The sequence below is a fragment of the Spongiibacter sp. genome (genome assembly GCF_984394615.1).
This window is the reverse complement of sequence record NZ_CFHTQA010000001.1, coordinates 166552-180685: the sequence shown is the minus strand read 5'-3', so window position 1 is coordinate 180685 and position 14134 is coordinate 166552. Positions and strand designations below refer to the sequence as shown.

Here is a 14134-nt window from a genome sequence, read left to right as displayed (position 1 = left end):
CTGCAGATGTCGGGGTGTAGCGCAGAAGTCGTGCCGACGAAGGAGGACAGGCAATCTTGAATCAGTGGATGGAGCTGGCCGGAGGGCTGGGGCTGTTTCTGGTCGGCGTCATATTGATGACCGATGGTTTGCGGGCCGTGGCCGGAGAGCTCATGCGACGGGCCCTGACACGCTTTACTCACAGCCCGGCGTCGGGGGCTCTCAGCGGTGCGGTAAGCACGGCAATTCTTCAGTCGTCCAGCGCCACAACCGTGGCCGCAGTCGGTTTTGTCGGCGCGGGGCTGCTCAGCTATCCCCAGGCCCTGGGGATCATTTTCGGCGCCAACCTCGGCACCACCATTACCGGCTGGATGGTTGCCCTGTTGGGCTTCAAGCTCGATTTGGCAACACTGCTGCTGCCGGTTGTTCTGTTGGGGGCGCTGCTGCATCTATTTGGGCGAGGACGAACGCGCGCGGCCGGCCTGGCGGTGGCCGGTTTTGGGTTGATCTTTGTCGGCATCGATGTGATGCAAAGCGGTATGGCGGGCCTTGAGGGCAAGCTCACGCCGACCGTCTTTCCTGACAACACCTGGCTTGGGCGTCTCCAGCTATTGGGTCTGGGCGTGCTGATTACCCTGATTACCCAGTCTTCGAGCGCCGGGGTCGCCACCGCCATCACCGCGGTACACGGTGGGGCGCTGGAGTTTGAGCAGGCGGCCGCACTGGTGATTGGTATGGATGTGGGAACAACCGCAACTGCCTTGTTTGCTACGCTGGGCGGCTCGGCTGACACTCGCCGCACCGGCTATTCCCACGTTGTTTACAATTTGTTTACCGGGCTGATGGCGTTCGTTTTGTTGCTGCCTTACGTTGCCCTGTGGCAGTGGCTTTCGCCCGACGCGATCTATCAGCAGGCCGAGCTGGCACTGGTTGGCTTTCACAGCCTGTTTAATCTTCTGGGTGTGCTGCTGGTACTGCCGCTGGCGTCTCAGTTTGCGCGGCTGATGCTTTGGCTGGTGCCGCCGCCAGAGGACGCATTCACCGAGAATCTGGATCGCCAACTGCTGCGCGACCCCACGGTTGCATTGGAGGCCGTGCGCCACAGCCTCGGTCGGATGTTCACGGCGCTGCTGCAGTACACGGTTGCGCTATCGCGTAATCAGCCATCTGCGCAGCCAGAGCGGCACCGGGAATTGGGGGATGCGATTGAACGCTGCCAGCGCTTTGTCGATGACATCCACCTGCATCCTACCGACCAGCAGGAGTGGCAATCGCTGCTGGCCTGTATGCACATGATCGATCATATGCAGCGTCTGCATCATCGCTTGGCCGATCGGGAAACGGCGCAGCGCTGGCAGGACAAAGGGCCGCCGTTACATTCGGGCGTTGTTTTTGACGATGGTTGTCGGCAGCTGTTGAAAACGGTGACGAGCGAGGACTGGGCGGCGGCTGCAGAACAGGCTGTGGCTTTCGCCGCGCGCTGTGAGCAGGATACCGAGCAGGCGCGCGAAGCCCTGATGGTCGATATTGCCGAAGGGCGCGAGAATACCGTAAACGGTGATCGGTATCTGGATGCCCTGCGCTGGCAGCGACGCTCGGCGCGACACTTGGCCCGCAGCCTGTCTTACTACCAGCGCCTGTCAGGGCTTTCTCCCTACCTGCCGGCCAGCGGCGAACGCCAAGAGTCGCTGTAGCTGCTGGTATCCGTCTGTGCCCAGTCGTTGTTCCAGTTGCGCGCTGTGGCGCGTCTGGCGATGCTCCAGGCAGTCGGCGCAGGCCTGCAACAAAGTCTCTGTCGACAGGGCTGAAGAGGTCTGCGTTGCGGGCGGGGCCGCGGTTTCAAAGAGTGCGCTGTGTAGCTGGTTTACCGCATTTGTGAAGCGTTGATACGCGGCTTCACCGAGTCCCATCTGCAGGACGGATTCGAAGTTATCCATCACGGCGACCGCATCGGTCACCAGCGCTTTGCCGCTCTCGCTTAAAACCAGCCGTTGGCTTCGCCCGTCATTGGGGTCGCTGCGGCGTTCGATATATCCCAGTTCACTCAACTGCCGCGCCACGCGGGAAATCGCCTGACTTGAGACCGCATTCAGGGCGGCGATATCGCCGACGCTGCTGCCCTCGGGATCTATACAGGCCAGTACCTGACCGTGGGACATCTGCAATCGGTCGTAGCCCCGTGCCATCGTCCCCTGCATCAGGCTGCGGTGAATGCTGCGGTTCAGCAGACCGATCAGCAGCGGAAAGTTCAAGCCACCCGCCAAGCCTGCCGGTCGTTGCTGGGCGAAGCCGGGCAGCCCAAGCTGCTCACACAGCTCAAGCGAAAACTGGCCGAGATACTCTACCGCTTCGTCGCCGATCAGCGCTTTGAATTCCTCGTTAATAGCGCGCATCGCTTCGTCGGCAACGGCAATCAATGCTTCGCCGCGCTTGCTCAGAGCGATCTGCTTGGCGCGCCGGTCATCGCTGTCGCTTCGGCGCTCGATATACCCCGCCTGTTCTATCGGCCGTAGGCTTTGCAGGCAGAGTTGTTTGCTCATTGCCAGTCGCTCCGCCAGTTCGGTCAGGCGGTGCGGGCGCTGGGCCAGCAGACTCATCGGCGCGGCAAAGTGCATGGCCAGACGATCAAATCCCCGGTCTTCCAGCGCCTGCATACTACGCTGCTCGCAGTAGTTGCTGAGGTGGTTCAGGCGACGCAGGGGGTTATCGCGAAAGCGCTGCAGTGCAGAGTGTTTATCGGGCATGGCCAATTCGGTCTGGGTTGATGTGGGTGTGCGCGGCGTATTGTAGCCGGGCTGTTCGATAAATTAATGTAACATATATTTATTAAATTGAGTTAAGTGTATTTACCTTTCGGGAGGGGCTGTGCTAGCGTTGATAAAAAATAAGCAATAACAGGAGCGCAGCATGACCGCGGTGGAGTTCAATCCCTATTCCCACGCTGTTCACGAGGACCCCTATCCCTACTACAAACGCTTGAGGGAGGAAGCGCCGGTGTATTACAACGCCGAGCACGGCTTCTGGCTGCTGTCGAAGTGGGAAGACTGCTTCAAGGCGTTTCGCGATTTCAAAACCTTCAGCAGCATCAACGGTCCCGCGCTGGAGTCTGACCAGAGTGCCTCGGCGGGCTACCCGATGTTTATCAACATGGATCCGCCGGATCACACCCGCATTCGCAAGCTGCTGTCGGGCCTGATGGTGCCGCAGCGCATTGCCCGACTCGAGGACTACACCCGTCAGAAGGCGCGTTCGCTGCTGGAACCGTTTCTTGTGAAAGGCGAGATGGACCTGATCAAGGATTTCAGTGCCATCCTGCCGATGGATGTGATCTCCACCATGATCCACGTGCCCGAGTCAGAGCAGGCCATGGTGCGCGGTTGGGCCGACGATCTGATCTTCCGCGAGGACGGCCAGTTCGGCCTGAGTGAGGCCAACATCAATGCCTACTTTAATCTGGCGAAGTATTTCGATGAGCTGGCCAAGTCGCTGGCCGACAAGCCCTACGATCCCGAGGACATGTTCAGCTGCGTTCTGCAGGCGGAGAAAGACGGCAAGATGACCCACGATGACATCATCGGCTTCGGTATCTTGCTGGCGGTGGCGGGCAATGAAACGACCACCAAGCTGATCGGCAATATGGGCTTTCGTCTGTGGCAATTCCCCGAGCAGCGCCAAATCCTGCTGGACGATCCGGCGCGGATCGGCGACGCGGTGGAGGAAACCCTGCGCTTTGACGGCTCCACGCAAATGATCGGCCGCACCGTAATGCAGGATGTGGAAATTCGCGGCCAGCAAATCAAGAAAGGCGAGCGTATCGGTATGTGCATTATCTCGGCGAGTCGCGACGAAGAGCGCTATGAAAATGCCGATATCTACGACGTGACGCGGGGCGCCCGCGATCACATGGCTTTTGGCGCGGGCATTCATTCCTGTCTGGGTGCGGCTCTGGCGCGCCTGGAGGTGCGGGTGTGCTTCGAAGAGCTGCTTAAGGTCATGCCCGACTACGAGCTGGATATGTCGCGCAGCGACCGCACCCACAACCCCAATGTGCGCGGCTTTACCACGCTGCCCATGCGTTTCACACCCAGTCGATAAGCGAGGTGTTGCGATGATTCAGTGTGGATATATCGGGCTTGGCAATATCGGTAAACCCATGTGCGCCAACCTCGCCAAGAAGGCGCAGCAGCACGGGCTGGCGATGCATGTCTTCGATATTGCGCCCGAGCCGGTGGCGGAGATGGTGGCGCTGGGCGCCACGTCGGCCGATAGCCCGGAGGCGATTGCCAGACAGTGCTCGCTGATTGGCATTTGCGTGCGCCACGACGGCGATGTGGAGAATCTGCTTTATGGGGATGGCGAGCGCCCCGGCATGTTGGCCGTGGCCGCGAAGGGCACGGTGATGGCGATTCACAGCACCGTCACCCGCGACGGCATTCTGCGCTGGGCGAAGGATGCCGCTGATAAAGGGCTGCATATCGTCGATGCACCCATTACCGGCGGCGCAGGCGGCGCGGCCGACGGCAGCCTGTGCATTATGGCAGGGGGCGAGGAAGAGGCCGTTGCACGCTGTCAGCCGATGTTTGCCTGCACCAGCAAAGCGGTGGTCTATACCGGCGAAGTGGGTAATGCCACGGTCGTCAAGCTGGCCAATAACCTGATGAATTATGCGGCGTTTTCCGCCATTTCCGAGGGCACGGCACTGCTGCGCGCCGCGGGCGTGGAGGTGCAGGCGCTCTTTGATGTGGGCGCCGCCAATGGCGTCGTTACGCCGATGATGAAGCAGTTTATTGACGGCCGCGACGGCATGCGGGCGGCTTGCAGTGATGAAGACATGCGCGCCATTTTCGGGCCGTTTGCCAGCCTGGCGGAAAAGGATCTGGATCATGCCTTGGCGCTGGCTGGGCAGCTCGGCATCGCGCTGCCGCAGACCACCACCGTGCGTCGCCATATCGATGCGGTGTTTATGGCGACGCCCGCCGACGTCGAGCCCTAAGCCGAATGCGAGCGAATGGCGCCGAATACAGCCATAACAATAATAAGTGGAGGGAATTATGAGTAAGTTGTCTCTGAGTCCGCAGCCCGATCACGGCGAGGCGCGACTCTATATTAATGGGGAGTTGCGCGATGCCGAGGGCGGTCGCCAGTACCCCAATATCAGTCCTCTGAGCGAGGAGGTGGTCGGTGTGGCGGCGGACGCCAGCCTGAAGGATGCCGAGGCCGCGCTGACGGCGGCGCGTCGTGCCTTTGACGACAGCGACTGGTCGACAGATCACGCCAAGCGCCTGAGCTGTTTGCGCCGTTTTGTGGATGGCCTGAATCGCCATATCGATGAACTGCGCGCGGCCGTGGCCGATGAAACCGGCGCCACGCAATTCTTTGTCAACGGGCCGCAGTGCGACGGCCCGGTCAGTATGGCTCACTGGCCGCTGGATTATCTCGAGCGTTTCGAGTGGCAGCGCGAACTCGGCGACTACGAGGTGATGGGGGTGAAAAGTCGCCGCGTGGTGTTCAAGGAGGCGGCGGGTGTTGTCGCGGCGATCTCGCCGTGGAATTTCCCCATTCAAATCAATCTCGCCAAGTGCCTGCCCGCACTGGCGGCGGGTTGCACAGTGGTGCTCAAGTCTGCGCCGGAAACCCCGTGGACGGCGTCACTGCTGGGGCGCATTGCCGCCGAAGCGGACATGCCACCGGGGGTGTTCAATGTGCTGACCGCCAGCGATCCTGCCGAAATCGGCAATTTTCTCAGTACCGATCCGCGGGTGGATGTGGTGTCGTTCACCGGTTCCACTGCCGTTGGCAAAATCGTAATGGCCAACGCGGCGCAAACCGTGAAGCGGGTCTTCCTTGAGCTGGGTGGCAAGTCGGCGATGGTCGTACTGGACGATGCCGATCTCGGTACGGCGCTGTTTGGCTCGCTGGCCATCTGCGCGCACAGCGGTCAGGGCTGTGCCATTACCACCCGACTGTTGGTACCGAAAGACAAGCTGGCGGAAACCGAAGAATTGCTGCGCGCTTATGTGGGCGGGATGCCCTACGGCAGCGCCGATACCAGTGGCGAAATGCAGGGCCCGTTGATCAGCGCCCGCCAGCGCCAGCGCGTGCTGGATTATATCGAGCTGGGTAAGCGTGAGGGCGCGCGGCTGGTTCTTGGCGGCGGTGTGCCGGCGCACCTCGACAAGGGCTTCTTCGTCGAGCCGACCATCTTCAGTGATGTTCGCAACGACATGCGCATCGCCCGGGAAGAGATTTTTGGTCCGGTGCTGGTGGTGATTCCCTACGAGGACGAAGCCGATGCACTGCGCATTGCCAATGACTCGGTGTACGGCTTGTCGGGGGCAGTGTACTCCGCCAGCGAAGCGCGCGCGCTGGCGTTCGCCCGCCAGGTGCGCAGCGGCACGATGAACGTCAACGGCGGCAACTTCCTCGGTCCCGACGCGCCCTTTGGTGGCTACAAGCAAAGTGGTGTGGGGCGTGAAATGGGCCCAGAGGGTTTTGAGGAATACCTCGAAACCAAAACCGTCGCGATAGCCGTGTAGGAGCCCCCGATGATGAGCACAGTAAACGGTCGCATCATTGCGGTAACGGGAGCCTCCGGGGGCTTTGGTCTGGCGATGGCCAAGGCACTGCTGGATGCCGGAGCCAAGGTTGGCCTGATCGCCCGCAGCGCCGACAAGCTGGAGAGCGTCTGCGCCGAGTTGGGTCCCAACGCCTTTGCCGCGCCCGCGGATGTCGGCCACAGCGAGGCCGCTGCAAAGGCAATCCAGACAGTGGCGGCGCATTTTGGCGGCCTGGACGGATTGGTGAACAACGCCGGTATGGCGCGCCCCGGTTTTGCCGACGATTGGCGCGATGAGGATATCAACGCCCAGTTGCAGCTGAATATTGCCGGACTGATGTATTGCTGCCGGGCCGCCTTGCCCCTGCTGAAAGCCTCCACCAATCCCCGCATCGTCAATGTCAGCAGCGCCAGCGCCGAGCATCACGATGAAATGGCGGGGCTGTCGCTGTACGCCGCCAGCAAGGCGGCGGTGGAGCGGCTGAGTCGGGACCTGCGCCGGGAGCTGGCGCACAGCGGCGTCGGCGTGACCATTTTGCGTCCCGGTGCGGCGATGACCGATTTCGCGGCGGGCTGGGAGTTCGACCGGCTCAAGTCGGCGGTGGATGCCTGGCAGCGTCAGGGGCCGTGGATGGATAGCGGAATGCAGCCCGAACACGTTGCCCAGTCGCTGTTGTTTTGTTTGCAGATGCCTGCGGGCGTGTCTGTCGATCTGCTGGAGGTGCGGCCCTGCACCCCGGTGGAAAAATTCAAATTCTGAGGAGAGAGCAAGATGGTGGGAATTGTCTACGTTGAGCACGATGGCACCGAGCATCCGGTGGATGTGGATGAGCAGATGAGCCTGATGGAAGGCGCCACACTGAACATGGTGCCGGGAGTGGAAGGCATGTGTGGCGGTATCTGTTCCTGCGCCACCTGTCATTGCTACATCCCCGAGGAATGGCAGGACCGGATGTCCCCGGTGAGCGATGGCGAAAACGCCATGCTCGACAATGCGATTGACCGTCGCGAAAACAGCCGTCTGGGCTGCCAGATCAGTGTTGGCCCAGAGATGGAAGGCCTGCGGGTCTATCTGCCCGAAACCCAGGCCTGAAGGCCGTAAACAGGAGAAGAATAATGAGCTTTAACGACAAAGTGGTGGTGATTACTGGCGCCGGTCAGGGCATTGGCGAGGGCTACGCCAAGCGCTGCGCCACCGAGGGTATGAAAGTGGTGGTGGCTGAGCTGAACAGCGAGCAGGGCGAGCGCGTGGTGGCGGAGATTCGCGAGCAGGGTGGAGAGGCGATGTTCGTACGCACCGATGTGGGCAACGAGGAATCGTGTATTGCCTGCGCCAATGCGGCCAAGGAAGCCTTCGGGCAAATCGACTACCTGATTAACAACGCGGCGATCTTCGGCAATATGAAGATTGAAGGCTATATGAATGTGGAGATGGATTACCTCGAAACCTTCATGCGAGTGAATGTTCACGGCAGCCTGTTGATGGCTCGCGCCTGCGTGCCGCACATGCCCAAAGGCAGTGCGATTGTGAACCAGTCCTCCACGGCGGCGTGGATGAACATGGGCTTTTACGGCGTTGCCAAACTGGCGCTGAACGGTCTTACCTGCTCGCTGGCGCGGGAACTCGGCTGGCGGAAAATCCGCATCAATGCGATTGCGCCGGGGCCGACCGAAACCCAGGCATTGCGCAATACCGCCGGTGATTACGCCGATGAACTGGTCAAGCAAATGCCACTGAGTCGCCTGGGAACGCCGGACGATATGGCCGATGCCGCGCTGTTCCTGCTGTCGGAGCAGGCCTCCTGGATTACCGGCCACATTCTCAATGTGGACGGCGGCCAGTTCATGCGGGTGTAAGGAGGAATGATGAGTGACAGCAAACGCGAGCGGGGCATTGCCCGCTTTAACGAGGTGTATTGCAACGATTTGCCACAGCCACCCGCAGAAGGCGAGGACCGCTTTTTCGACTTTATGCTGGGCTCGCTGTTTGGCGACCTCTGGGACAACAGCACCTTGAGTATTCGCGAGCGACGCTTGCTGTTGCTCGGTGCCATCGCCGCCCAGGGAGAGGATATGACCTTTACCATTCAGGCGCAGTCGGCCTATAAGCGTGGCGAGTTGAGTGAAGCGCAGTTGGAAGAAGCCGTGCTGTTCTTAACCCAGTACATCGGCTATCCCCGTGCCTCGAAGATGCGTATGGCGCTGATGGGACTGATGCCGAAATTAAAGAAAGCCGAAGCGGAGGCGAAAGCCAATGGCGGATGAGCAGGGAGAACACAGTCGGGCTCTGGCGCTGGAATTTATCCGTCGCCTGTCGGAGGGCGACACAGCGGGCTTTTTAAGCCTGTACCACCCCGAGGCGCAGTTGTGGACCTCGGGCAACACGCTGATCTCCGGGTATTACAGCCGGGAAGAAATTGAAAACTCGGCGGCACTGGTGCTGGATGCCTTTCCCGAGGGCCTGCGGTTTACCGTGCAGGCCACCACCGCTGAAGGCGAGCGCGTAGCGGTCGAAGCGCAGAGCGAAGGTATGCACAGCTCGGGGCAGCTCTACCGCAATCGCTACCACTTTCTGTTTCGGTTCAAAGACGGCCTGATCGTGGAGCTGAAGGAGTACATGGATACCGAGCGCGTTACGGACATCCTTTGCGGCGGGCAGCGGCCCCCCGCCTGAACTTACAGTCCGGCAGCCGGCACCAGTCTGCGACGCAGAAAGCCGCGCAGGTCGTCGCCCTCATGGGTGGCCGGGCCGCTCAGCATCAGCAGTGACAGTGCCAGGCGCACGCTCAGCTCCATCACCTCTATGCGGTCTTGCTCGCTGAGAGTGGTGCCGTCGAAGACGGTGTTGAAAATCGCCAGGCACATTTCGACGCCCTCGCTGTCGCTCAAGGCATCCTCGTAAATGTAGCTCGACAGATCGGCGCGGGTAATGACGGCCAAATACGGCTCTTTGGGCAGCTCTTCGAGCGCAAAGACCACTGCCTCGACCAATCGGTCAGCGGGGGTGGGCCAGGCCTGAATATGCGCAATGACGCGCTCGGCAAAATGGTGGCCCGAGCTGAGTAAGGCGGCGCGAATCACGGCTGTGCGGTTGCCGTAATAGTTGTACACCGTCGGCCGTGTGACCCCGGCGCGTTTTGCGATGTCATTCAGACTGGTTTTTTCCACGCCCCAAGTTTTAACGCAGTCAATGGTGGCATCCAGAATGCGCTGCTGTGTGTCGTTTATGGGCTCCAAAATCGGGGCTTCCTCGTCCAAATGGGTGATTCTTGTATTTTACACTTTTCCATAAAGTGTAAATTCGTAAAGATGCTTTGTCATCTCCGCCTGACTGCGGGGGAGGTGATCCAGTACCGACAGCCTTAGGAGAATAATTATGACAGCCAAGGCCAACTCAGAACATCTCGGCAGTGTGGAACCTCCGCGCGCTGGCGGCGGTTTGCCCCTGCTCGGTCACATGATCGACTTTGTCCGTAACCCCTTTAACTTTGCCCGCAAGATTGCTGGCAACTATGGCGAAATTGTCAGCTTTCGACTATTGGGACAGCGCATTGTCATGCTTACCGGCGAAGATGCCAGTGCCTTGTTCTACCGCTCCTCTGACGAAGAGCTGGACCAGTCTGCCGCTTACAAGCTGATGACGCCGATCTTTGGTGAAGGACTGATTTTCGACGCGCCAATAGAGCGCAAGAATGAGCAGCTGAAAATGCTGATGCCGTCGCTGCGCATGGAGGCTATGCGCAACCACTCGGGAAAAATTGTTCAGGAAGTGGAAGACGCCATTGCCGGCTGGAACGAGTCCGGGGAGATCGAGCTGGTTGAGTTCATGAAACAGCTCACCATCAATACCGCCAGCCACTGTCTGCTGGGGCGGGAGTTTCGCTATGAACTCAGTGAGGAATTTGCCGAGATCTATCACGATCTGGAACAGGGCGTTCACCCGTTGGCTTATCACTTCCCGAACTTGCCGTTGCCTCGTTTCCGTCGCCGCGACCGCGCGCGTGAACGCCTGCAGAAACTGGTCGGCGAGATCGTCGACAAGCGCAGTCAGCAGACCGAGAAACCCTCGGATATGTTTCAAGCACTTATCGATATGCGCTATGAAGACGGCACTGAGCTCAGCCACAACGAAATTACCGGCATGCTGGTGGGCGCCATTTTTGCCGGCCACCACACCAGCTCGGGCACGGCAGCTTGGGTTCTGCTAGAGCTGCTGAAGCATCCGGCCATACTGCGCGATGTGGTTGCCGAACTGGATGCGCTGCTGGGCGCTGACGGCGAGGTAAGCTTTCAGAGCCTGCGGGAAATGCCCAAGCTGGAAAACGTACTTAAGGAAGTACTGCGCCTGCATCCGCCGCTGATTATTCTGATGCGTCAGGTCAGTCGCGAGCTGCATTTCAAAGAGTACAAAATTGCCGAGGGCGATATGGTCTGGGCAGTGCCGCCGGTCACCCATCGCATGGCCTCGCTGTTTGAAAATCCCGACGCCTTTGACCCCGACCGCTACAGCAAAGAGCGCGCGGAGGATCGTCGCCTGATGGCTTACCAGCCTTTCGGTGGTGGCAAGCATAAGTGCTCCGGCAACGCCTTTGCGATGTTTCAGATCAAGGCGATTTTTGCGATTTTGCTGCGTCGTTACGAGTTTGAGTTGGTCGATGACGCCGCCAGTTATCGTGACAACTACAAAGATATGATCGTGCAGCCCGTCTCTCCCTGTCGTGTTCGTTATCGTCGCCGAAAAGTGGCGGCACCGGCCGGCACCGGGTCGGCGGGTGGCAAGCAGGCCGACAGCTCCGGCTGTCCATTCCACAGCGAGAATGCCGATGCCGCGTCCCCGGCGGCCAAGGCGCTGTGCGTCGAGGTTGATACCGTGCTGTGTCAGGGCCACGCCATGTGCATGGGCGAAGCGCCCGAAGTGTTCAAGCTGGATGAGGACGACATACTGCAAATCCTCAAGCCCCAGTTCGATGCGGGGCAGCGCGAAGCGGTGGAGCGGGCGGTGAAATACTGTCCCAATCAGGCTCTGCGGATTGTCGAGCGCTAGGCGATGGACGTGCTGGTAAGCGGAGCGACGGGACTCGTCGGGGCGCATACCGCTGCGGCGCTGTACCGCGCCGGGCATCGTCTGCGGCTGTTGGTTCGAGACCGGAAGCGTGCCGAGCGCTGGTGTGCGTCGCAGGACATTGCAGTGAGCGAGTGGTTTGAAGGCGATATGAGCGACCGCGCATTGGCCCACCGTGCACTGCAGGGCTGTGATGCCGTTGTCCACGCGGCAGCGGTCGTTAACCTCAAGCGGGCGGAGGCGGAGCAAACCTTGCGAAGCAATCTCGCGGGGGTGGAAAACATTGTCGGTGAAGCCTGGAAGATGGGCATTCCGCGCATCCTTTATGTCTCCAGCGCCGCGGTACTGATGCACCCCAAAGCCCAGTATCTGCGTGAAGATGGTGAGCTGAACCCCGGTGGGGAACCCTATAGCGTAGCCAAGCGCGCCTGTGAGGAGCGCGTCAGAGATTGGCAGTGTCAGGGAGCGCCCATCATTATCAGCTACCCGTCGGCGGTATTTGGCCCTCACGACCCGAAGTTGTCCGAGAGCAATGCGGCGCTGTGTACGTTCTGTAACAGCTTTGTCCCGCAAACCCGCTCGGGGATGCAGTTTGTCGATGTCCGCGATCTTGCCGATGCGCACCGCCTGCTGCTGGAAAAGCCAATGAATGGCAATCCCTGCAACGAGCGCTATTTGGTGGCGGGACATTTTCTGCCCTGGCGGGCATTCGCCGACTTGCTGGCAAGCCAGCGGCCGGTGCGTCGCCTGCCACTGCCGGCCTGGTTGCTGATGAGCGCGGGTCGCTTTCTCGACGCCTGCCGTCATGTCATCACGGTGGACTTTCCACTCTCCCGCGAGGCGGCGCGAATCGTCTGCCATTTCCCGCCGTCGCGCAGCCAGCGTCTGCGTGATGCGCTGGCGTTTGAATACCGTCCGGCTGCCGACACCGTGCACGACACTCTTTGTTGGCTAGAGCAGTGCGGGCACCTTACCCCTGTTGACAATAATCACAATAAGAGGACTCACCATGTCTGATAAACGCGTTGCATCGATTACGCCCCCCAACAAAGCCTACCCGCGTGAAGAGCTGGAAGAAATGATGGAGCGCTGGCTGAAGGCGAATATTGACGCCGAAAAGGCCGGTGACTGGACCACCCACCTCGGTCCGATGTACACCGAGGATGCGGTATACGGCTGGAATATCGGTCCCAATGAGCAGTTTGTCGCCAATGGTCGCAAGGAAATTTGCGATGTGGCATTGGGCTATCAGATGAAAGGCTTTGAAGATTGGGAGTACCCCTATCACGACATCATCATCGACGAAAAACGCGGCACAGTAATCGGCTTCTGGAAACAGCTTGCGCCGGTCACCGCCACGCGCCCGGATGGCAGCCGTATGGAAATTGCCGGTATTGGCGGCTCCTGGTTTGAGTATGCGGGCAATTTTCAGTGGTCCTGGCAGCGGGACTTCTTCGATCTTGGCAATGCCAAGGCGCTGTTCTTTGAGTTGGCAGGTGCCGGAGTACTGGAGCCTGTTGTAAAGGAAAAGATCCACAAGCAAGCCAAGGGTGTGCTGCTGCCGGGTCATTACAAGCTGCACGAGGAACCCGGTCGACTGCAGAAAATCCGCAATACGGCGGCGCTGGTAAAGATTGCATTGACGGGTCGCTAAAGCGGCCCCATCCAACGACCCAAAACACATAACAATAAAACACAGTAAGGGGAACGCTATGTCGCGTTGGTTTTCGCCTAACCCGGATAAAGCCTGGGTAGAAAAATGGTTTCTGATTTACTCGCCGTTGTGGATGGCCTCCATGGCGATGATGATGTTCACCGGCTGGGACAAGAGTTTCGGTGACACTGCATTACTGTGGCACGGCATACTCACGGCGCTGCCCGCGATTCTGGTGCCGATGCTGGTGGCGCGTCGTTACGAACAGTGCGACTGGCGCGACAGCTACTGGCTGAAAGCCAATCTGTATATGGTGGTGTTTGGTTTCTTCGGGAATTATTTCGGCTCCGAATACTTTTTTGACGTGCTGGGCATGGTCTACAACTATCCCAACGCCACCACCAATCTGGATTCCGCCATGGTGGGCAGCGGCGAACAGCCTGTGCCGCTGATTATGTACTTCTATACCCACGCCTATTTCATCACCTATCACGCGACCGCCAACATTGTGCTGCGCCGCATTCGTACCAGCGGTGTGCCGGGCATGGCCCTGCTGTTCCCGGTGGTGATTTTCGCGGTCGGTTACTTCTGGGCCTGGATGGAAACCAAGGCGATGGCGAACCCGATGATGGCGAGCAGTTTTTACTACAAAGATATTCCCCGCATGTTGGCGTATGGCTCGGTCATTTACGCGACCTATTTCATCGCCAGCTTCCCGATTTACTACTTTATTGACGAACAGCGCGAACGACGCTGGACCTTGCTTCAAGTGGTGGCAGGTGGCCTCAGTGCCAGCATGCTGACTTTCTACTTGCTCGATATTGCCGCGCATTGGGTGGGCCAGTTGTAAGCGGCAGTACGGCCATTCGTGGGCCGGATTTTA

15 protein-coding genes are annotated in these 14134 nt (G+C 59.6%); 13 read left to right on the top strand and 2 right to left on the bottom strand.

Annotated elements, in window-relative coordinates; translation table 11 throughout:
- Window positions 1-56 precede the first annotated feature (56 nt).
- The gene (locus AC5DB9_RS00770) at window positions 57-1673 is read left to right on the top strand and encodes a Na/Pi cotransporter family protein (RefSeq protein WP_272992975.1); all 1617 of its coding nucleotides are present in this window, start codon (window positions 57-59) and stop codon (window positions 1671-1673) included.
- On the opposite strand, the gene AC5DB9_RS00765 is transcribed toward AC5DB9_RS00770, so the two are convergent.
- Window positions 1620-2723 (bottom strand): MarR family winged helix-turn-helix transcriptional regulator, encoded by a 1104-nt coding sequence (locus AC5DB9_RS00765; RefSeq protein ID WP_272992978.1) that lies wholly within the window; start codon window positions 2721-2723, stop codon window positions 1620-1622. The two genes, AC5DB9_RS00770 and AC5DB9_RS00765, sit on opposite strands and share 54 nt — an antisense overlap.
- A 163-nt stretch (window positions 2724-2886) precedes the next feature.
- On the opposite strand from AC5DB9_RS00765, the gene AC5DB9_RS00760 reads away from it, so the two are divergent.
- The 8 genes from AC5DB9_RS00760 to AC5DB9_RS00725 are packed head-to-tail and all read left to right on the top strand — an operon-like array spanning window position 2887 to window position 9209.
- The gene (locus AC5DB9_RS00760; protein ID WP_022958604.1) at window positions 2887-4074 is read left to right on the top strand and encodes a cytochrome P450; all 1188 of its coding nucleotides are present in this window, start codon (window positions 2887-2889) and stop codon (window positions 4072-4074) included.
- 13 nt (window positions 4075-4087) lie between these two features.
- On the top strand, window positions 4088-4972 hold the full coding sequence (locus tag AC5DB9_RS00755; RefSeq protein ID WP_272992983.1) for an NAD(P)-dependent oxidoreductase: 885 nt from the start codon (window positions 4088-4090) through the stop codon (window positions 4970-4972).
- A gap of 58 nt (window positions 4973-5030) precedes the next feature.
- Entirely contained in the window at window positions 5031-6515 is a 1485-nt protein-coding gene (locus AC5DB9_RS00750) for an aldehyde dehydrogenase family protein (RefSeq protein WP_272992985.1), read from the top strand.
- A 9-nt stretch (window positions 6516-6524) separates the two neighbouring features.
- The gene (locus AC5DB9_RS00745) at window positions 6525-7295 is read left to right on the top strand and encodes an SDR family oxidoreductase (RefSeq protein ID WP_272992987.1); all 771 of its coding nucleotides are present in this window, start codon (window positions 6525-6527) and stop codon (window positions 7293-7295) included.
- A gap of 12 nt (window positions 7296-7307) precedes the next feature.
- Complete coding sequence (locus AC5DB9_RS00740; RefSeq protein WP_272992991.1) at window positions 7308-7628, top strand: 2Fe-2S iron-sulfur cluster-binding protein; 321 nt, start codon at window positions 7308-7310, stop codon at window positions 7626-7628.
- Between the two features lie 23 nt (window positions 7629-7651).
- A complete protein-coding gene (locus AC5DB9_RS00735; RefSeq protein ID WP_272992994.1) occupies window positions 7652-8392 on the top strand; it encodes an SDR family oxidoreductase in 741 nt (246 codons plus the stop codon).
- 9 nt (window positions 8393-8401) lie between these two features.
- Window positions 8402-8800 (top strand): carboxymuconolactone decarboxylase family protein, encoded by a 399-nt coding sequence (locus tag AC5DB9_RS00730; protein WP_037508433.1) that lies wholly within the window; start codon window positions 8402-8404, stop codon window positions 8798-8800.
- Window positions 8790-9209, top strand: coding sequence for a nuclear transport factor 2 family protein (locus AC5DB9_RS00725; protein ID WP_022958597.1), 420 nt, complete (start codon window positions 8790-8792; stop codon window positions 9207-9209). Before AC5DB9_RS00730 ends, AC5DB9_RS00725 begins: the two co-directional genes overlap by 11 nt.
- Before the next feature lie 2 nt (window positions 9210-9211).
- Here the strand turns inward: AC5DB9_RS00725 and AC5DB9_RS00720 are convergent, their stop codons facing one another.
- Entirely contained in the window at window positions 9212-9793 is a 582-nt protein-coding gene (locus AC5DB9_RS00720; RefSeq protein ID WP_286846472.1) for a TetR/AcrR family transcriptional regulator, read from the bottom strand.
- Between the two features lie 118 nt (window positions 9794-9911).
- Between AC5DB9_RS00720 and AC5DB9_RS00715 the strand changes: the two genes are divergently transcribed.
- Genes AC5DB9_RS00715 through AC5DB9_RS00700 form a run of 4 tightly spaced genes read left to right on the top strand, consistent with a single transcriptional unit; the run spans window position 9912 to window position 14101 of the window.
- Complete coding sequence (locus AC5DB9_RS00715) at window positions 9912-11579, top strand: cytochrome P450 (protein ID WP_272993001.1); 1668 nt, start codon at window positions 9912-9914, stop codon at window positions 11577-11579.
- A 9-nt stretch (window positions 11580-11588) separates the two neighbouring features.
- Window positions 11589-12614 (top strand): NAD-dependent epimerase/dehydratase family protein, encoded by a 1026-nt coding sequence (locus AC5DB9_RS00710; RefSeq protein WP_272993005.1) that lies wholly within the window; start codon window positions 11589-11591, stop codon window positions 12612-12614.
- Complete coding sequence (locus AC5DB9_RS00705) at window positions 12607-13251, top strand: hypothetical protein (protein WP_272993008.1); 645 nt, start codon at window positions 12607-12609, stop codon at window positions 13249-13251. The genes AC5DB9_RS00710 and AC5DB9_RS00705 overlap by 8 nt, the downstream gene beginning before the upstream one ends.
- Before the next feature lie 58 nt (window positions 13252-13309).
- Complete coding sequence (locus AC5DB9_RS00700; protein ID WP_272993012.1) at window positions 13310-14101, top strand: hypothetical protein; 792 nt, start codon at window positions 13310-13312, stop codon at window positions 14099-14101.
- Window positions 14102-14134: the final 33 nt, after the last annotated feature.